The organism is Sphingobium sp. DN12 (assembly GCF_051058005.1).
Lineage (GTDB): Bacteria > Pseudomonadota > Alphaproteobacteria > Sphingomonadales > Sphingomonadaceae > Sphingobium > Sphingobium yanoikuyae.
Genome location: NZ_CP173717.1, coordinates 3,918,036 through 3,937,216, shown reverse-complemented (window position 1 = coordinate 3,937,216; position 19,181 = coordinate 3,918,036). Strand labels below are relative to the sequence as shown.

Below are 19,181 nucleotides of genomic sequence, written 5' to 3'. Positions count from 1 at the left end.
TCAATAGGGAAGGGCAGCCAGACCGCCTGCACAAAAAAAAGGGACGGCATGTGAAAATGCCGTCCCTGATAGGATTATGTAGATCAGCCAGAGGCTTAGGGGATCAGGATGGTGCTTCCGGTCGTCTGGCGCCCTTCCAGTGCGCGATGGGCGTCCGCAGCGTCGGCGAGAGCGAAGCTCTGGCCGATCTGCGCTGACACGATCCCGCGTGCCATCCGGTCGAACAGGCGTTCGGCGGTGTTGGCCAGATCTTCCGCCGTCGCGACATAGTCGAACAGGGTCGGGCGGCTGACATAGAGCGAGCCGTTGCGGCTGAGATCGAGCAGGCTGATCGGCGGCACCGCGCCCGATGCATTGCCATAGCTGACCAGCAGGCCACGGCGGCGGAGGCTGGCGAGCGATGCGGCCCAGCTATCCTTGCCGACGCCATCATAGGCAACGGCGACACCCTTGCCACTGGTCAGGTCGCGCACTTGTGCCGCCAGATCGTCGAGCGGGCCGGACAGGCTGTGATCGGCATCGACCCTGGCTGCCTTTTCGGGCGATCCGCTATGGGCGATCACGACCACGCCCTTGTCGCGCAGCCAGGGCACCAGCACCGATCCGACACCGCCGGCGGCGGCATGGACCAGCGCCACATCGCCGGGCAGCAGGTCGATCATGTCCTCGGCCAGATAACAGGCGGTCATGCCCTTGAGCATCATTGCGGCGGCATCGCGCGTGCTGACCGCATCGGGGATGCGCACCACGCGATCGGCCGGAACGATGCGGTGGGTGGCATAGGCGCCCAGGCCGGCGGCGCAGCCGACCTTGTCGCCCACGGCAATGCCACTGACGCCCGCACCCACCGCAACGACATGGCCCGCACCTTCCGATCCCAGCGTGAGGGGCAGGGGGGCGGGGTAGAGGCCGGTGCGATAATAGGTGTCGATGAAATTGAGGCCGACCGCATCCTGCGCGATCAGCACTTCGCCGTCACCGGGCATACCCGGATCGAAATCCTCGCGCTCGATCGCCTCGGGCCCGCCATGGGCCCCGACGATCATCCGCCATGCATCACCCGGCATCAGGCGAGCGCCTGCGCGAAGAAGTCGGCGGTGCGACGGTCGGCCAGCTGGGCGGCTTCCTCGACCCGGCGATCGCCCATCTCGGCGGCGAAGCCATGATCCAGCCCTTCATAATCATGTAGGGTGACGTGGCGGTTGTCCTTCAGCCCGTCATGCATCTTGGCCTGCACATCGGCAGGGACGAAGCCGTCTTTGGTCGGGATATGCAGCATGGTCGGCTTGCCGATGGCATGTTGTTCGCCCAGCAGCCCGTCGATGCCCACGCCATAATAGCCGACAAAGGCATCGCCATCGGTGCGGCAGGCGGTCATGAAAGCGACGCGGCCGCCCAGGCAATAGCCGACGACGCCGACCTTGGCCGGGCCTTCCAGCATCGCGCGCGCGGCGCGGATGGTCGCCTCGATATCGCGGACGCCCTGATCCTGGTTGAAGCGGGGGATATAGGCGAGTGCCTGCTGCATCTGTTCGGGGATGTCAGCGTCCAGCTCGATATGCGGATCGATGCGCCAGAACAGGTCGGGCGCGATCGCCAGATAGCCGGCGCGGGCCCAGCTGTCGCACTTGCGGCGTATGCCCTCATTGACGCCGAAAATCTCCTGGATGACGATGATCGCGGCCTTGGCCGGGCTGTCCGGCGTGGCGACATAGGCGTCGAACTGGCCGTCGCCTTCCAGCGTCTTGATCGGAATATAGTCTGCCATGGGATATCCTTCCGCCTTGGGAGTCTGTTAGGTCGAGGCGCATATTGGCGCCTTGGGCGAGGGGTGCAAGCGCGCTGTAGCGCCCAAAAAATTTGCCATCGCCGGCCTGTTTGCGGCATGAGATGGAGCGACAGGCGGATGACCGCGACAGGGAAGGGCAGCAGATGAAAGTGACCGTCGACGTGGATTGCACCCCGGCCGAGGCGCGCGCCTTTCTGGGCCTGCCGGACGTCAGCCCCATCCACGACAAATATATCAAGACGATGCTGGACAGCATGGACGGCATCGGCAGCGTCGAGCAGATGGAGACGCTGTTCAAGAGCTTCTCGCCGATGGGCGATGCGGGCGTGCGGCTGTTCAAGCAGATGATGGATATCGGCCTGTCCGGCATGGCGGGCAAGAATGGCGACAAGAAGGATTAAGTGAGCGAGACGATCTTCGCCCTGTCGAGCGGTGCGCCGCCGGCGGGGATCGGCGTGGTGCGCGTCAGTGGCCCGATGGCGGGCGCGGCGTTGCAGGCACTGGCCGGGCGACTGCCCACCCCCCGCATGGCGAGCCTGGCGCTGCTGAGCGATCCGCGCGACGGTACGCCGCTCGACCGGGCGCTGCTCTTGTGGTTGCCGGGGCCTCGTACGGTGACGGGCGAGGATATGGCCGAGCTGCATTGCCATGGCGGTCGTGCGGTGATCGCAGCGGTTGAAGCGGCACTGGAGGCAATGCCAGAGTTGCGCCGCGCAACTCCGGGCGAATTCACCCGCCGCGCCTTTGCCCATGGCCGCATGGACCTGAACGAGGTCGAAGGATTGGCCGATCTTCTGGCGGCCGAGACGCAGCAGCAGCGGCGTGCGGCGCTGGCGATGATGGAGGGCCATTTTTCGCAGCGGATCGACGGCTGGCGGATGCGGCTGCTCGACCTGTCTGCGATGGCCGAAGCGGCGCTCGACTTCTCCGACGAGGATGATGTCCCAGACGCTGATATCGAGGCGCGGATCGGGCAGGGGGTGATGGCACTGGCGGATGATGTCGGCGCACTGTTATCCGCACCTTCTGCCGAGCGGCTGCGCGATGGCATCCGGGTGGTGCTGGCTGGGCCGCCCAATGCCGGCAAGTCGACCTTGCTCAACCGGCTGGTGGGACGCGAGGCGGCGATCGTGTCCGACATTGCCGGCACCACCCGCGACCGGATCGAGGTGCCAGCCGCGATAGGCGGCACCGCTTTCCTGTTCACCGACACGGCCGGGCTGCGCGACGAGACCGGCGACGCGATCGAGGCGATCGGCATCGATCGCGCACGGGCGGCGCTGGAGGCGGCGGACATCATCCTGTGGCTGGGCGACCCGGACGAGGCACCGCGCGAGGATGCGCTGCTGATCGCGGCGCAGAGCGATGTCGCGCTGTACGGTTCCGACCGGCCCGGCCTGCGTCTGTCGGCGCGGACGGGTGAGGGGGTGGACGCGCTTGTGACGATGCTGATCGATCGGGCGGCGACGCTGCTGCCGGGCGAGGGCGACTATGCCCTGCATGCGCGGCAGCGGGAGGGCGTGCGCCAGCTGCACGATCATCTGCTCGCCGCAGGCGCGGCCCGCGACCTGCTGGTGCTGGCGGAGGAATTGCGACTGGGGCGGCGGACGATCGATGCGCTGACCGGGCAGGCGGGGACCGAGGATATGCTCGACCGTCTCTTCTCGGGATTCTGTATCGGGAAGTAAGCGAAATTTCCGCGTGTGATGGCTGATAGTACGATGTTCCACGTGGAACGCTTTTGACCGCAGGCCCTTGAATCTGATATGGGGCCGCCATGCGAACAAGCTATGATGTGATCGTGGTCGGTGGCGGCCATGCCGGCTGCGAGGCGGCCGCTGCGGCAGCGCGCAAGGGCGCAGCGGTGGCGCTGCTCACCTTCGAGCGGGCGACCGTGGGCGCCATGTCCTGCAACCCGGCGATCGGTGGTCTGGGCAAGGGCCATCTGGTCCGTGAAGTGGATGCGCTCGACGGCTTGATCGGCCGCGCCGCTGACGCCGGTGCCATCCATTATCGCATGCTCAACAGCAGCAAGGGCGCGGCGGTGCAGGGGCCGCGCGTGCAGGCCGACCGCAAGCGCTACAAGGCGGCGATCCACCAGATGCTTGATGCCCAGGCGGGGCTGGAGATCGTCGAGGGCGAGGCGATCGGCCTGATCGTCCACGAGGGCGCGGTGGCCGGTCTGGCGCTGGCCGATGGCCGGACGCTGGAGGCGCCCTCGGTCGTGCTGGCCACCGGCACCTTCCTGGGCGGCAAGCTGTTCCGGGGTGAGGATGTGGATGTCGGCGGTCGCACTGGCGAGCGGGCGGCAACCGCGCTGGGCGTGCAGTTGCGCGAGATCGGCCTGCCGATCGGGCGGCTGAAGACCGGGACGCCGCCGCGCATTGACGGCCGCACCATCGACTGGGCGGTGCTGGAGGAGCAGGCGTCGGACGGCGAGGGCTGGACCATGTCGCCATTGTCGGATCATCGGCCGCTGCCGCAACTGGCTTGTGCCATCACCCGCACCAACGAACGGACGCATGCGATCATCCGCGAAGGGCTGGGGCGATCGCCTTTGTTCAGTGGCGCGATCGAGGGGCGGGGGCCGCGCTATTGCCCGTCGATCGAGGACAAGGTGATCCGCTTCGGCGATCGCGACGGCCATCAGATCTTCCTGGAGCCCGAAGGGCTGGACGATGCGCTGGTCTATCCCAATGGCATCAGCACCTCGCTGCCGGCCGATGTGCAGCGGGCGATGATCCGGTCGATGCGCGGGCTGGAGCAGGCGGAGATCGTCGTGCCGGGCTATGCGGTCGAATATGACCATATCGATCCGCGCGCGCTGGATGCCAGCCTGGAAGTGCGGGCGCTGTCCGGCCTCTTCTGCGCGGGGCAGATCAATGGCACGACCGGCTATGAGGAGGCGGCCGCCCAGGGGCTGGTCGCCGGCACCAATGCCGCGGCGCGGGCACGGAGCGAGGCGCCGATGATCCTCGACCGGGCCAGCTCCTATATCGGCGTGATGATCGATGATCTGGTGTTGCAGGGCGTGACCGAACCCTATCGCATGCTGACCGCGCGGGCCGAATATCGCCTGCGGCTGCGCGCCGACAATGCCGAGACGCGGCTGGGCGAGATCGGCTTGGCCCATGGCATCATTGGTCCGGATCGGGCTGCGCGCTTTGCCGCACGGGCCAGTGCGCGTGCCGCGATCGAAGCGGAATTGGCGCAACCCTTTACCGCGACCGAGATGGCGCGGGCAGGGGCGAGTGTGCGGCAGGATGGCGCGCGGCGCAGCCTGTTCGAATGGGCGCGCTTCCCCGAAGTGCAGGCAGAACTGCTGGTGACGCTGGCGCCGAGCCTAGCGGAGGCGCCCGCCGATCTGCGCGCCGAAATTTCGGAGGACGCCCATTATGCGCCCTATCTCGAACGACAGGATGCCGAGATCGCCGCCCTGCGTCGGGATGAGCGCGTGGCGATTCCGGCGGACTTCGACTTTGCCAGTGTCGGCGGCCTGTCGACCGAGATGATCGAGCGGCTGGACGGCGCCCGTCCCGACACGCTGGCTGCTGCGGGCCGTATCCGCGGCATCACTCCGGCGGCGCTTGCCGCCATCCTTGTCCATGTGCGGCGGAAGGCAGCATGACCGAAGACGAAGCGCGGGCCTGGCTCGACGCGCATTTTGGTGTTCCACGTGAAACATGGGATCGGCTGGAGCGCTATGTGTCGCTTTTGCTGTCCGCCATGGATGAGCAAAATCTGATCGCCGAATCGACCCGGCCCCATGTCTGGGCGCGGCATATCGTCGACTCGGCCCAGCTGCTTCTGCATGCCAAGGATGCGGGGGAGGGGCCATGGATGGACCTCGGCTCGGGCGCCGGCCTGCCCGGCGTTGTCGTCGCCAGCATGTCCGACCGGCCGCTGATCATGGTCGAATCGCGCCGCAAGCGGATCGACTTCCTCAATGATGTGATCGCGGAGCTGGGGCTGACCAACGCCTCCGTCTTTGGCGGGCGGGTCGAGGTCGCGCCGCCGACCAAGTCCGCCGTCATCAGCGCCCGCGCCTATGCGCCGCTGCCCAAATTGCTCCAGTCGGCCCAGCATCTGTCCGATGAAAAGACGATTTGGGTGCTGCCCAAGGGACGAAATGCGCAGAATGAACTGGAGACCGCGCGTCCGGCATGGCAAGGTGCGTTTCATGTGGAACGCAGCGTGACCGACGCCGACAGCGCCATCATCGTCGCGCGATCCGTCAAACCTGTCAAAAAGAAGGGTCGAGGATGATTTGTATCGCCATCGCCAATCAGAAGGGCGGAGTCGGCAAGACCACCACGGCTATCAATCTGGCGACCGGCCTGGCCGCGACGGGGCTGCGCGTGTTGCTGGTCGATCTCGATCCGCAGGGCAATGCCTCGACCGGGCTGGGCGTCAATCATGCCGATCGCGAACGGTCGAGCTATGATCTGCTGGTCGGCAATTGCGAACTGGACGAGGCGGTCGTCACTACCCGCGTGCCCAAGCTGGACCTGATCCCGGCGACCCAGGACCTGTCCGGGGCGGAGATCGAGCTGATCGACTATGAGCAGCGCACCCATCGGCTGGAACGGGTCCTGGCTGAAGCACCGGCCGGCCGCTGGGACATCTGCCTGATCGACTGCCCGCCTTCGCTCGGCCTGTTGACGGTCAATGCGATGGTCGCCGCGCAGTCGCTGCTGGTGCCGTTGCAGTGCGAATTCTTTGCGCTGGAGGGTCTGTCGCAGCTGTTGCAGACGGTCGAGCGCATCCGCAGCCGGTTTAACACCGGCCTGTCGATCCTGGGCGTGGCGCTGACCATGTATGACCGCCGCAACCGGCTGACCGATCAGGTCGCCGACGATGTGCGCGCGGTGCTGGGCGACCTTGTCTTCACCACCGTCATTCCGCGCAATGTGCGCCTGTCCGAGGCGCCGAGCCATGGCGTGCCGGCGCTCATCTATGATTTCCGCTGTTCGGGGTCGGAAGCCTATATGCGTCTGGCGCGCGAATTGATCGCGCGTCTTCCCCGGCAGGAGGTAGCGGCTTGAGCGACGAGATTGGGGAAAAGCAGAAGCCGGTAAAGCGGCCGCACGGCCTGGGCCGCGGCCTGTCGGCATTGCTGGGGGATGTGAGCCGGGAAGAGCCGGTGGCAGCGAGCGCCAACAGCGCCGCGCCGTCGAGCAAGGCTGTGCAGAATATCGAGGTTGCGCTGATCCAGCCGCACCCCGAACAGCCGCGCCGCCATTTCGACCAGGACGCGCTGCAGGAACTGGCTGACAGCATCGCCAAGCGCGGGGTGATCCAGCCGATCATCGTGCGTCCGCACGGCGGCGGTTTCCAGATCGTCGCGGGCGAGCGGCGCTGGCGCGCGGCGCAGAAGGCGCAGCTGCATCGCATCCCGGCGATCGTGCGCGACTTCGACGAGCAGGAAACGCTGGAAATCGCGCTGGTCGAGAATATCCAGCGCGAGGATCTCAACCCGATCGAAGAAGCCGAGGCCTATCGCAAGCTGATCGGCGAATTCCATCATAGCCAGGAAGCGCTGGGCCGGATCGTCGGCAAGTCGCGCAGCCATATCGCCAATCTGATGCGCCTGCTCGACCTGCCCGATCCGGTGCAGCAGGCGGTGTCGCACGGGCGGATCAGCATGGGCCATGCCCGCGCGCTGATCGGCGTGCCGGGCTGCGAATCGATGGCGTTGATGGTCGAGCAGAAGGGGCTTTCGGTCCGCGAGACCGAGCAACTGGTGCGCAAGACCAAGAAGGGCGAGGATGCCGAGCCCAAGTCGCGCGGCGCAACTCCCGGCGGCAAGGATGCCGATATCGCGGCACTGGAGCAGCATCTGGCCGATATTCTTGGCCTGAAGGTCGAGATTGCCGATAGCGGTGAGGGGCCAGGCACATTGTCGCTGCGCTATTCGACCCTCGACCAGCTGGACATGCTGTGCCAGCGCCTGTCGGGCGAGCGGATCTAAAAACGCCGCATCGGTTCGGTTCTGGATGAGGGGGACGTGCAAAGCGCTTCCCCCTCACAGAATCAGGCACTAGGCTGGTGCCATGGCCGATATCCAATCCACCCAAGCCGCCGCCCCCGCCATCATCCGCCGCGCCGATTATCGCGTGCCCGACTGGCTGATCCCCGACATCGCCCTCGACTTCGACCTGGATGCCGCGCGGACGCGGGTCTGGTCCGACATGTCGGTGGCGCGCAATGGCGACCATGACCGGCCGCTGCGGCTGGACGGTGACGGGCTGGTGCCGCTGGCGGTGAAGGTCGACGGCCGCACCCTCAACGAAACGGAATGGACGCTGGAGGCCGGCGCGCTGGTTGTGCCGCTCAGCGGCGCGACGCACAAGGTCGAGGTGCTGGTCGAGCTGGCGCCCGAGAGCAACAGCAAGCTGATGGGCCTTTATGCCAGTGGCGGGCTGCTCTGCACCCAGTGCGAGGCGGAGGGCTTCCGCCGCATCACCTTCTTCCCCGACCGGCCGGATATTCTGTCGCGCTACAGCGTGAAGCTGACCGCCGACAAGGCGCGCTACCCGATCCTGCTCGCCAATGGCGATCCGGTCGAGCAGGGCGATCTGGAGGGCGGCCGCCATTGGGCGCTGTGGAATGATCCTTTCCCCAAGCCCTGCTATCTGTTCGCGCTGGTGGCCGGCGACCTCGCCTGCAACGCCGACCGGTTCGTGACGATGAGCGGGCGCGAAGTGGCGCTGGGCATCTGGGTGCGCGAGGCCGACCTGCCGCGCACCGACCATGCGATGCAGGCGCTCAAGAACAGCATGGCCTGGGACGAGCGCGTCTATGGCCGCGAATATGATCTGGACGTGTTCAACATCGTCGCGGTCGCCGACTTCAATTTCGGCGCGATGGAGAATAAAGGCCTCAACATCTTCAATTCGCGCTACATATTGGCCGATCCGGAGACCGCGACCGACATCGACTATGATGGTGTCGAGGGCGTGGTGGCGCATGAATATTTCCACAACTGGTCGGGCAATCGCGTCACCTGTCGCGACTGGTTCCAGCTGTCGCTGAAGGAAGGCTTCACCGTCTTTCGCGACCAGAATTTCTCGGCCGACATGGGCAGCCATGCGGTCAAGCGGATCGAGGATGTGCGCATCCTGCGCGCGGCCCAGTTCCAGGAGGATTCAGGCCCCCTGGCGCATCCGGTCCGGCCCGAATCCTACATGGAAATCAGCAACTTCTACACCGCGACCATCTATAACAAGGGCGCCGAGCTGATCCGCATGATGGCGCTGATGCTGGGCGCGGAGCGGTTCCGCGCCGGCACCGACCTCTATTTCGACCGGCATGATGGCGAGGCGGCGACGTGTGAGGATTTCGTCCGTGCGATGGAAGAGGGCGGCGAGATCGACCTTGGCCAGTTCCGCCGCTGGTATGAGCAGGCGGGCACGCCCCATGTCCGCGCGCTGCTGAGCCATGATCCGGTCAGCCGCACGGCAGAACTGTTGCTGGAACAGAGCGTGCCGGCGACGCCGGGCCAGCCCGACAAGCGGCCGATGGCGATCCCGCTGCGCGTCGCGCTCTATGATCCGGCGACCGGCAGCCATCATGGTGACCAGTTGCTGATGCTGACGGAGGCGCAGCAGCGTTTCACGTTCGACAATTTCGCCAGCCTGCCGATCCTGTCGATCAACCGCGGCTTTTCCGCGCCGGTGATCGTCGAGACCAATCGCAGCCAGGCCGACCTGGCCTTCCTGTCGGCGCATGATGATGATCCCTTCGCCCGTTATGAGGCGATGCAGCAGCTGATGGTCAATGTGCTGGTCGGCCAGGTGGCGGGCCAGAGCGTCGATGTGAGCGCGGTGGTCGACGCGGTGCGCAACACCATCACCGATCCGCTGCTCGACCCCGCCTTCGTTGCGGAGGCTGTGCGCCTGCCGAGCGAAGCCTATCTGGGCGACCAGATGAAGCAGGTAGACCCGGACGCGATCCATGCCGCCCGCGACGCCCTCCAGACGCGCCTGGGCGCCGATCTGGAGCCGCTGTGGCGGGATATCCATGCCAGGACCAAGGCGAACGGCTTTGCGGTCTCCCCGGCCGCCAAGGGCGCGCGCAAGCTGCGCAATGTCGCGCTGCTCTATCTGGTCGCCTCGGGCGCGGAGGATGGCCCGGCGATCGCCTATGCCCAGTATAGCGAGGCCGACAACATGACCGAACGCCAGTCGGCACTGGCGACGCTGGCAAGCGGCACCAGCCCTGAGCGGGAGGCGGCGCTCGACATCTTCTACAATCGCTACAGCGACGACGCGCTGACGCTGGACAAATGGTTCCAGACCCAGGCCTTCGCCTTCCATCCCGATACGGTGGAGCTGGTTGCAGAGCTGGGCCAGCACAAGGCGTTCACGCTCAATAACCCGAACCGGGTGCGATCGCTCTATGGCGCCTTTGCCGGCAACCAATGGGCGTTCCACCACAAGTCGGGCAAGGGCTATCGGCTGGTCGCCGACTGCATCATCGCGCTCGACAAGCTCAATCCGCAGACGGCGGCGCGGCTGGTGCCGCCGCTCGGCCGCTGGAAGCGCTTCGACGAAGGCCGCGCCGCACTGATGCGGGCGGAATTGCAGCGCATCCTGAACGAGCCCGGCCTGTCCAAGGACGTGACCGAGCAGGCGAGCAAGAGCCTGGAGGGATAAGGAAAAGGCGGCGGCCGGGGCGTTCAAACCCCGGCCGGGCCATCAATCCTTTTGCGCGGCGACCCAGGCGGCCACGTCGGTCGCCACCTTGTTGGCGGCGCTGTTGAGCGGCGCACCCACTGTATTTGCGTCGATCTTGCCGCCGACCGGCGCGCTGGCGGTGAAGCGCTGGCGGGCGATGGCGACGCCGGCCGGGGTCATCAGTGCCGCGTCGAAGGTGACGACGGCATTGTTGCTGGCCTGGTCGATGGTGAAGCTGATCAGCTCGCCGCTCAGGCGCTGGCCGCCGTCACCGGAAAACTGGCCGGGATCGAGCACGATCCGGTCGGTGGTTGCCGACACGGTTTCGGCCAGCAGGCGGCGGAACAGATGGCGGGGCGTTTCGGCCCATTGCACCTTGGTGACATAGGCGACCGAGGTCGGCGTCACCTGCACCGGCACGCGCACCGTGTCGATGACGCGCGCGGCTTCGGGATCGACGATGATCAGGCTGCGGCCACCGCCGGCATTGCTCTGCGCGCCGGTCGGCACCTTGTGCGCGGCGTCGAGCGTCAGCAACTGCTGCGGCGGCTTGCTGCCGATCGAGACGCAGCCGGACAGGGCGATTGCAGCGGCCAGCGCCAGCGATGCGCCACCCAGTTTCTTGTGGACCATCATCCGGCTCCCTTTCATGGCTTATAGTCGGGCAGCTGGGGCGATCCGACGATCGAGCCCGCGCCCTGCTGGTCGAGTTTTTCGGCGACGCCGCGGAAGGCGCGCGACATTTCGCGCAGGTCGCGAACCAGGCGGTTCACTTCCGGCATGGTCTGGTTGCTGAAGGCATGCACGCCGGGCTGCGCTTCGGCGATGGTCTTGTCGAGCGTGTCGATGCTGCGGCTGGCCGAGGCGACGCTCTTGCGCAGGTCGGCCATCAGCGGACGGCCTTCGTCGTTGATCAGGCCGTTGGTGGTCGCGGCCAGCTCGCCAATCTGCTGCGCGGCGACGCCGGTGCGCTGCACCGCGATGCGCGCTTCGGCGAGGGTCGCGGCGATTTCCGGGCTGCGATCGGCCAGCGATCCGGTCACCCGGTCGAGATTGGCAAGGATGCCGGCAATCGACTGCTGATTCTTGTCATTGAGCAGCTCGGTGAGCTTCTCGGTCAGGGTCGACAGCCGCTCCAGCAGCTGCGGCGCATTGTTGAGCAGTTCGCCCAGCGCACCCGGCTTGGTCGGGATCACCGGCACACCGTCGGGGCAGGCCGACGTGATATTCTCGGCCGGGCAGAGGATCGGCGGCGCGCCCTTGACCGCGCCGTCCAGCACGATCTCGCTGACGCCGGTGAAGCCCACGCCGGCGATGGTCGCGGTCGTGCCCTGCAGCACCGGGGTGCCGTCCTTCACCGAAATGCGCACCTTCACGAAGCTGGGATCACGCTTCCACAGTTCGATCTTCTCGACCTGGCCGGAAGGAACGCCGGAATAATTGACGCCCGAACCCTTGGCGAGGCCGTTCACCGACTGCTTGAAGAAGATGTCATATTCCTTGTTGTCGCCCTGCGACAGGCGCGAGAACCAGAAGGCCGCCGCCATGATGGCGGCCAGCAGCAGCAGCGTGACCGCGCCGACCAGCACATGATTGGACCGGGTTTCCATATCCTATTGCCTTCCGTCCGCTTGTTTTTCGGCAGCGGCCTTGCCGCGTTCGCGCGTGACCGCCGCGGTTGCGGCGCGGCCTCGCGGACCGTTGAAATATTCCTGAATCCAGGGGTGATCGAGCGCCAGCAATTCGTCGATCGTCCCGACCGCGATCACCTTCTTGTCGGCCAGCACCGCGACACGGTCGCAGATCGAATAGAGGGTGTCGAGATCATGGGTGATGAGGAAGACGGTGAGGCCCAGCGTTTCCTGCAACTTGCGCGTCTGGTCGTCGAATGCGGCCGCGCCGATCGGGTCGAGGCCGGCGGTCGGCTCGTCGAGGAACAAGAGGTCCGGGTCCAGCGCCAGGGCGCGGGCCAGGCCGGCGCGCTTCTTCATGCCGCCCGACAATTCGGCCGGATATTTGGGGCCGGCCTCGGCCGGCAGGCCGGTCATGCGGATCTTGTAGGCGGCGATCTCGTCGCGCAGCACCGGGCCGATATTGGGATAATATTCGCGGATCGGCACTTCGACATTCTCGGCCACGGTCAGGGTCGAGAAGAGCGCGCCACCCTGGAACAGCACGCCCCAGCGCTTGCGGATCGCCAGAGCCTCGTCATCGTCCAGCCGGCCGACCATATCCTCGCCAAAGACATGGACTTCGCCCTCGTCAGGCACCTGGAGGCCGATGATCGACCGCATCAGCACCGACTTGCCGGTGCCCGATCCGCCGACCACGCCCAATATCTCGCCCTTGCGCACGTCGAGGTCGAGATTTTCGTGGACGGTCTGGTCGCCGAAGCTGTTTTTCAGCCCGCGCACCGAAATGGCGATGTCGTCGGACGCGACCGCGCGTTCGATCCGCTCTTCCTTGGCCTGGCGTTCATCGGTGGTCATCAGTTCCAGCCCACCCAGGTGAAGAAGACGGCGAAGAAGGCGTCGAGCACGATCACCAGGAAGATCGCCTGGACCACGGCCGCCGTGGTGCGCAGGCCGACTTCCTCGGCATTGGCCTTGACCTGCATGCCCTGGAAACAGCCACTGATGCCGATGATGAGGCCGAAGACGGGCGCCTTGATCAGGCCCACCCACAGATCGTGGATCGGCACCACTTCGCGCAGGCGCTGGACGAAGGTGATCGGCGGAATATCGAGCGACACGGCGCACAGGAAGCCGCCGCCGATGATTGCGATGATCGAGGAATAGAAGCCGAGCAATGGCATCATCACGACCACCGCCAGGGTGCGGGGCAGCACCAGCGCTTCCATCGGCGACACGCCGATGGTGCGCATCGCGTCGACCTCCTCGGTCAGCTTCATCGTGCCGAGCTGGGCCGCAAAGGCCGAGCCGGAACGACCGGCGACCATGATCGCGGTCATCAGCACGCCCAGTTCGCGGAAGGTGAGGCGGCCGACCAGGTTGATGGTCAGCATCTCCATGCCGAACTGGCGCAACTGGACCGCGCCCTGCTGGGCGATGACGATGCCGATCAGGAAGCTCATCAGGCCGATGATGCCCAGCGCCGAGACGCCGACCACCTCGAACCGCTGGACCACGGCATTGATGCGGAAGCGGCTGGGATGGCGGATCAGGCCCCAGACCGTGACCAGCACGCCGCCAAAGAAGCCGAGCAGGCCGACCAGCGTGTTGACGGAATTGATCACCGCCTCGCCGATCTGGCCCAATACCCGGTTGAAGGGGGAAACATAGGTCGGGCGGATATCGACCGGCTCGTCGATCTTGCCGACCGCGCCGATCAGTCGCTTGCAGTCCGTGCTGCCGCCGGACACTTCGGTTTCCAGCCGCTTGGCGGTGCGATGGATGGTCCAGGCGCCGATCGTGTCCATATGATCGATATCGGCGACGTCGATGCTGGCGACCGGGCCGGAAATGGCATCCAGCCGGTTCGGCATGTCGTGCAGACAGGCGATCGACCAGGTGCCGGACAGGCGTATGACCTTGCCGCCGTCGTCGCGGCTTTCCTCAACGAGATCAGCGGCTTTGTTCATGTGGAGGGATTAGTGGTCCATTATCGGTTGCGCGGCAAGCCGAAACGGCCCATCCGCCAGACAGAACGACGGGCAGGGATAAAAGTTTCGGACACGGCATGACATACAGGTTGGCGATTTACGACATGGACCGCACGGTGACCTTTTCGGGCACCTATACCGGCTTTCTCATCCATGTGGCCGCCCATATGGCGCCCTGGCGATTGATCTTCCTGCCGCTCATTCCCTTCGTCATGCTGGCCTATGTGGTGAAGCTGATCAGCCGCCAGACGCTCAAGGAAACCAACCAGTGGCTGATGATCGGCGGCCGCGCCGACCGGGCGAAGTTGCAGCCGCATATCGAAAGCTATGCCGACAAGGTGATGGCGAAGAATGTGCGCGCCGGCGCGCTGGAGCAGATCGCCAAGGATCGCGCGGCCGGTTATCGGCTGGTGCTCGCCACCGCCTCCTACCGCCTCTATGTCGAGGCGATCGCGCGGCGGCTGGGCTTCGACACGGTGATCGCGACTGACCATGTCGGGCAGGATCTGCCCTATGTCCGTGCCAAGATTTCCGGCGAGAATTGCTACGACACCGGCAAGCTGCGGATGATCAAGGCGTGGATGGCGGCCGAGGCGATCGACCGCAGCCAGGCGCATATCCGCGCCTATTCCGACCATGTATCGGACGCGCCGATGCTGGATTTCGCCGACGAGGCTTTCGCGTCCAACCCGCACCCGCCGCTCGCCAGGCTGGCGGCCGAGCGCGGCTGGACGCGGGTGGACTGGAGCTAAGGGATCAGCGCATCGCGGTGCGGGCAAGCGCATCGCAATCGGCGTCGCCCACGGTCGGCCGTTTCTCGCCGCCGATCGCATCGCCGATCATCCGGATTATGCCCTTGGCCGAACGGGCGTCCCTGGGCAGCTGAATATCGGGGGTCTTGATCGTGCCGCCGACCGGCACGCTGCCCTTCAGCCGCAACAGGCTGTCCTGCTTGGGAACCCCATTCAGTGCCAGCGCCAGCCGCTCGTCCGACAGCCGTATCGTGCCGGTGGCATGGGTCTGGGCGCGGGAGGTGTCGATCAGCACCGGACCCGGCCGGGCGATCCCGTCGCGCACATCCAGCCGGGTGATGATGCAGCGCAGGACGGCCTCCTTCCGCTTCGACAGGGTCAGGCCGCGGCCGACATCCTGCCCCATCAGCGCGGCGGTGCGGTCCGGGATGCGGCCGTCGCGGGCGACCAGCGCGATCGTGCCGGTCGATGTGCCCAGCGCCTGACGGATGGTTCTGCCCCGTCCCTTGATCGCGACCCGGCCGACCAGGGCGCCGTCGATCCGGGCGTCGGGGAAGAAATCGAGCAGCCGTGCGCCGCGCATCGCCATGGCGATGTCGAGCAGGGGGCCGCCGTCGCGCTGATCGACGCCGATCCGGCCGGACAGCGTGCCGCGTGTGAGGCCCAGCGTCAGCGGTTCGACTGACAGCCGGCTGCGTTCCAGGCTGATCGTGCCAGTGAGCGAGCGGAACGGGCTGGGGCCGGGCCACAGCAATTGCCGGACCTGGAGGTCCAGTTTGCCGTCCGTGTGATCGACGGTGGCGAGGTCGATCGCCGTATCGGGGATCAGCCGCGGTCCGAGCTGCGCGCGCTTGGCCGCCGCCTTCGCCTTGCCGGCATTGCTCGACAGATCGTCGAAATCGAAGCGGTCGGCGCTGAGCGCGCCGTCGATCCGGGTGCGGCCGTCGCGTTTGCGGATGATGGCGTGGCCGGCAATGTCGGACCGGCCGATCGTGCCTTTCAGCCCCTCGACGATCCAGTCTGGCCGGTCGCGCGTGACCCGCGCGGTCAGGCGGACCGGCTGGGTGCCGGGCAGGCCGGCCTCGATGATGGCGTCGAGCAGGGCGAGGTCGGTGCCATGGGCGGTCGCTTCGCCGCGCAGATGGCCGATGTCGAGCGGGCCATCCATCGTGCCTTTCAGGGTGAAGCCGACCGCATCGCCACTGATCGCCGCGTCGAATGGCCAGCGCTGGCCCGGCCGGCTGTCGAGGATCGGGCCGCCGGTCGCGGTGACGATCACGGCATGGCCGCGCACATCGCCGTTGCCCGACAGGCGCAGGCCGCGCGGATCGACCGTCAGCGCGGCATCGACCGATCGCCCGCGCTTGTCGTCGCGATAGGCGATGCGGCTGTCGGCGACGGTCAGGCTGTGCAGCGCCGGACGGCCGCCGCGCCGATCGCTGCCCTTGCTGCGCTCGCCGCTCCAATTCTCGCGGCCCTGCGCGTCGCGATAGAAATGGAGCCGGGCGCGCCGCGCTTCCAGTCGCTCCAGCACCGGCCCGCCGGTCAGCAGGCCCCAGACCGAAAAGCCGGCGCGGATCTCGCCGATCCGGGCCAGGTCGGGCAAAGCGGGCCTGACCCAGCCGGGTTGCGGCACGCGCAGGTCGCGCAGGGTGACGACGGGGTGGAAGGACAGGCTGTCCGCCCGCGCCATCGCGCCGATCGTCACCGGCTTGCCGATACGGTCGGACAGGCGGCGCTCGATCGGCCCCTTCATCCAGCCCCAGGGAAAGGCGGCGAGCGCCAGCAGCAGGATCGCGCAAAGCAGGATCAGGCCCACCAGCCCACGCACCACCCATCCTTTTGCCCCGCTGGCCATCCGCATCGCTCTCCCGTCCGGCCCGGTCGGCCGTGTCGGCGCTCAACGCGCGGCGTTGCGGCTTGGTTCAGAGCACGCGATTGGGCAGCGGTTCTTCCGCCACGAAGGCGCGGATATTGGCGAGCAGCATCTGCGCCATCTGCGCCACCGCCGCGTCGGTCGCGCCGCCGGTGTGGGGGGTGAGGATGCAGTTCGGCACATCGGCCCAGCGCGCCGGATCGGTCGGTTCCTGCGCATAGACGTCAAGCGCCGCACCGCCCAGCCGGCCGGCGCGCAGGGCATCGATCAGCGCATCCTCGTCCACCAGCTGCCCGCGCGCGACATTGACGAGCAGGCCGTCGGGGCCAAGCGCATCGAGGATCGCGGCGGAGATCATGCCGCGATTGTCGTCGGTCGCCCGCGCCGCGACGACCAATATGTCGCTTTCGGCCGCCAGCGCTTCCAGGCTCTCGCTGCGCGGCCAGGCGAGGCCGGGCTTGTCGCGCGGTCCCCACCAGTGGGTCGTCATGCGCAGGGCATCGGCGCGCGCCGCGATGGCGATGCCGATGCTGCCCATGCCGACGATGCCCAGCCGGGCGCTGGCGATCGAGCGGGTGATGGTCTTGCCGCCGGGCAGCCATTCGCCTGCGCGCAGCGCCCGGTCGCCGCTGACGATCTGGCGCCGATGGGCCAGGATCAGGCCGATCGCATGGTCGGCGACATCCTCCGCGTTGGCGTCGCCTGCATGGCTGACGGCGATATTGTTCGCCCGCGCCCAGTCGAGGTCGACCCCGTCATAGCCGACGGTGAAGCAGGCGATCAGCCGCAGCCGGTCCATCGTCGCCAGCATAGCGGGATCGAGCCGGAACTCGCCAGCCGTCACCACTATCTCCGCCTCGGCAAGGCGGGCGCGCCCGGCCTCCTCCCATAGCCCCATGACGTCATATTGCATCGCCAGGATCGGCAGCAGCGGCGCCAGATGGGGCTGGGCGATCAGGATGACCGGGCGCAGATGGACCATTATCCTATCGCCTTCAGCGCCTGGGCGAAGTCGGCGATCAGATCGTCGGCATCCTCGCAGCCGATCGAGATGCGCACCATATTGTCGCCGATCGCCAGCGCCTTCTTGCGCTCGGCCGGCACCGACAAATGGGTCATCGCGGCGGGATGGCTGGCCAGCGTCTCGGTACCGCCCAGACTCACCGCCAACTTGGCGATCTTGAGCGCATCTAGGAAGGCGAAGGCCTCGGCCTCGCCACCTTTCAGATAGAGCGAGAAGGTGGAGCCGGCGCCGGTGCAGTGGCGGCGATAAATGTCGGCCTGCCGCTCGGTCTCGGGGAAGCCGAGATAGACGACCTTCTCCACCTGCGGCTGGTCCTTCAGCCAGGTGCAGACCTTCTGTGCATTCTCGCCGGCGCGGCTCATCCGCAATTCCAGCGTCTCCAGGCTGCGCAACAGCATCCAGGCACTGTGCGGGTCGAGGATCGTGCCGATCGTGTTGCGCATCAGGCGAATGCTGTTGATGAGGGCATTGGAGCCGAGCACGCCGCCCGCGACCAGATCGCTATGCCCGCCGGCATATTTGGTGAGGCTGTAGATGACGAGGTCGGCGCCATGGTTGATCGGCCGGTGCCACAGCGGCCCCAGGAAGGTATTGTCGATCGCGATCGGCGGGACATGATCCTCGCCCGCAAACAGCGTATCGCGCCGCGCGACCACCGCCTCCAGATCGACCAGCACATTGGTCGGGTTGGCCGGGCTTTCCAGATAGAGCATGGCGACGCGGCCCAGCCCCTTGGCCTTCTCGATCACCGCGCCAATCTCGGCCTCGGTCGCGCCGGCGGGGAAATCGAGCCACTGCACCCCGAAACGACCGAGAATCCGGCCGATCAGCGATTCGGTCGCGGCATAGAGGGGGGCGGAATGGACGATCACGTCGCCCGGCTGCACCAAGGCGAGCAGGGTGGTGGCGATCGCCGACATGCCGCTGGAAAAGAGCAGGGCATCCTCCGCTTCCTCCCACACCGACAGCCGGTCCTCGGCGATTTCCTGGTTGGGGCCGTTGAAGCGCGAATAGACCAGCCCCTCGGCGCCGCCGGGCCGGATGCCGGTCACCCCCTCGAAATGGCGCTTGCCTGCGGCCGCGCTCTCGAAGGCGAAGGTGGAGGTGAGGAAGATCGGGGGTTTCAGCGATCCTTCGGACAGGGTTGGGTCATAGCCATGGCCCATCATCAGGGTCGCGGGCTTCAGCTTGCGGCCGTCAATCTCCAGGATCGGCGTCTTGGGGCGGCGGCGATTATGGGGCGGCTCGACGCCGGTCAGGTCGGCCTCGGTGACGGGGGGCGGGGTTTCGCCGGTCATGTCATTCTCCTGCGTCTGGCGGCCTCTGCTGTGCCGCTCATGGATGGCGGGACTGTAACGCAGGAGCGGGGCGGGGGGCCAGCGGAGAGTGATATAATCTTTCTTGTCGGGGTATGATTGTTTCGAACAAAATAGACGGAAT

At 66.7% G+C, this 19,181-nt stretch carries 17 protein-coding genes; 8 read left to right on the top strand and 9 right to left on the bottom strand.

Annotation, left to right across the window (positions count from 1 at the left end; genetic code table 11):
• Window positions 1-95: 95 nt before the first annotated feature.
• Together ACI6S0_RS18650 and ACI6S0_RS18645 are read right to left on the bottom strand one after the other, a co-directional pair.
• Window positions 96-1,067, bottom strand: coding sequence for a quinone oxidoreductase family protein (locus ACI6S0_RS18650; RefSeq protein WP_434403911.1), 972 nt, complete (start codon window positions 1,065-1,067; stop codon window positions 96-98).
• Window positions 1,067-1,768: a dienelactone hydrolase family protein gene (locus ACI6S0_RS18645; protein ID WP_434403909.1), complete on the bottom strand. Its 702-nt coding sequence runs from the start codon at window positions 1,766-1,768 to the stop codon at window positions 1,067-1,069. The genes ACI6S0_RS18650 and ACI6S0_RS18645 overlap by 1 nt, the downstream gene beginning before the upstream one ends.
• 164 nt (window positions 1,769-1,932) lie before the next feature.
• On the opposite strand from ACI6S0_RS18645, the gene ACI6S0_RS18640 reads away from it, so the two are divergent.
• From ACI6S0_RS18640 to pepN, 7 genes are all read left to right on the top strand, one after another.
• The gene (locus tag ACI6S0_RS18640) at window positions 1,933-2,190 is read left to right on the top strand and encodes a DUF6489 family protein (protein WP_004209166.1); all 258 of its coding nucleotides are present in this window, start codon (window positions 1,933-1,935) and stop codon (window positions 2,188-2,190) included.
• The gene (mnmE, locus tag ACI6S0_RS18635; protein ID WP_434403908.1) at window positions 2,191-3,477 is read left to right on the top strand and encodes a tRNA uridine-5-carboxymethylaminomethyl(34) synthesis GTPase MnmE; all 1,287 of its coding nucleotides are present in this window, start codon (window positions 2,191-2,193) and stop codon (window positions 3,475-3,477) included.
• Between the two features lie 89 nt (window positions 3,478-3,566).
• Window positions 3,567-5,417 (top strand): tRNA uridine-5-carboxymethylaminomethyl(34) synthesis enzyme MnmG, encoded by a 1,851-nt coding sequence (mnmG, locus tag ACI6S0_RS18630; protein ID WP_434403907.1) that lies wholly within the window; start codon window positions 3,567-3,569, stop codon window positions 5,415-5,417.
• Window positions 5,414-6,055 (top strand): 16S rRNA (guanine(527)-N(7))-methyltransferase RsmG, encoded by a 642-nt coding sequence (gene rsmG, locus ACI6S0_RS18625; protein ID WP_434403906.1) that lies wholly within the window; start codon window positions 5,414-5,416, stop codon window positions 6,053-6,055. The genes mnmG and rsmG overlap by 4 nt, the downstream gene beginning before the upstream one ends.
• Window positions 6,052-6,834, top strand: coding sequence for a ParA family protein (locus ACI6S0_RS18620; protein ID WP_004209162.1), 783 nt, complete (start codon window positions 6,052-6,054; stop codon window positions 6,832-6,834). The genes rsmG and ACI6S0_RS18620 overlap by 4 nt, the downstream gene beginning before the upstream one ends.
• The gene (locus ACI6S0_RS18615) at window positions 6,831-7,760 is read left to right on the top strand and encodes a ParB/RepB/Spo0J family partition protein (RefSeq protein WP_004209161.1); all 930 of its coding nucleotides are present in this window, start codon (window positions 6,831-6,833) and stop codon (window positions 7,758-7,760) included. The genes ACI6S0_RS18620 and ACI6S0_RS18615 overlap by 4 nt, the downstream gene beginning before the upstream one ends.
• 82 nt (window positions 7,761-7,842) lie before the next feature.
• The gene (gene pepN, locus ACI6S0_RS18610; protein ID WP_434403905.1) at window positions 7,843-10,446 is read left to right on the top strand and encodes an aminopeptidase N; all 2,604 of its coding nucleotides are present in this window, start codon (window positions 7,843-7,845) and stop codon (window positions 10,444-10,446) included.
• A gap of 42 nt (window positions 10,447-10,488) precedes the next feature.
• Here pepN and ACI6S0_RS18605 read toward each other — a convergent pair whose 3' ends face one another.
• Genes ACI6S0_RS18605 through ACI6S0_RS18590 form a run of 4 tightly spaced genes read right to left on the bottom strand, consistent with a single transcriptional unit; the run spans window position 10,489 to window position 14,068 of the window.
• Window positions 10,489-11,103 (bottom strand): ABC-type transport auxiliary lipoprotein family protein, encoded by a 615-nt coding sequence (locus ACI6S0_RS18605; RefSeq protein ID WP_434403904.1) that lies wholly within the window; start codon window positions 11,101-11,103, stop codon window positions 10,489-10,491.
• Between the two features lie 11 nt (window positions 11,104-11,114).
• Window positions 11,115-12,077 (bottom strand): MlaD family protein, encoded by a 963-nt coding sequence (locus ACI6S0_RS18600; RefSeq protein ID WP_004209158.1) that lies wholly within the window; start codon window positions 12,075-12,077, stop codon window positions 11,115-11,117.
• Window positions 12,078-12,080: 3 nt separating this feature from the next.
• Window positions 12,081-12,956, bottom strand: a complete 876-nt coding sequence (locus tag ACI6S0_RS18595) for an ABC transporter ATP-binding protein (RefSeq protein ID WP_004209157.1) — start codon at window positions 12,954-12,956, stop codon at window positions 12,081-12,083.
• Window positions 12,956-14,068, bottom strand: coding sequence for an MlaE family ABC transporter permease (locus ACI6S0_RS18590; RefSeq protein WP_004209156.1), 1,113 nt, complete (start codon window positions 14,066-14,068; stop codon window positions 12,956-12,958). The genes ACI6S0_RS18595 and ACI6S0_RS18590 overlap by 1 nt, the downstream gene beginning before the upstream one ends.
• A 98-nt stretch (window positions 14,069-14,166) precedes the next feature.
• Between ACI6S0_RS18590 and ACI6S0_RS18585 the strand changes: the two genes are divergently transcribed.
• Complete coding sequence (locus ACI6S0_RS18585; RefSeq protein WP_434403903.1) at window positions 14,167-14,841, top strand: HAD family hydrolase; 675 nt, start codon at window positions 14,167-14,169, stop codon at window positions 14,839-14,841.
• 4 nt (window positions 14,842-14,845) lie between these two features.
• Here ACI6S0_RS18585 and ACI6S0_RS18580 read toward each other — a convergent pair whose 3' ends face one another.
• From ACI6S0_RS18580 to ACI6S0_RS18570, 3 genes are all read right to left on the bottom strand, one after another.
• Window positions 14,846-16,699, bottom strand: coding sequence for an AsmA family protein (locus ACI6S0_RS18580; protein ID WP_434403902.1), 1,854 nt, complete (start codon window positions 16,697-16,699; stop codon window positions 14,846-14,848).
• 67 nt (window positions 16,700-16,766) lie between these two features.
• Complete coding sequence (locus ACI6S0_RS18575) at window positions 16,767-17,699, bottom strand: 2-hydroxyacid dehydrogenase (protein ID WP_434403901.1); 933 nt, start codon at window positions 17,697-17,699, stop codon at window positions 16,767-16,769.
• On the bottom strand, window positions 17,699-19,039 hold the full coding sequence (locus ACI6S0_RS18570; RefSeq protein WP_434403900.1) for a cystathionine gamma-synthase family protein: 1,341 nt from the start codon (window positions 19,037-19,039) through the stop codon (window positions 17,699-17,701). The genes ACI6S0_RS18575 and ACI6S0_RS18570 overlap by 1 nt, the downstream gene beginning before the upstream one ends.
• Between the last annotated feature and the right edge of the window lie 142 nt (window positions 19,040-19,181).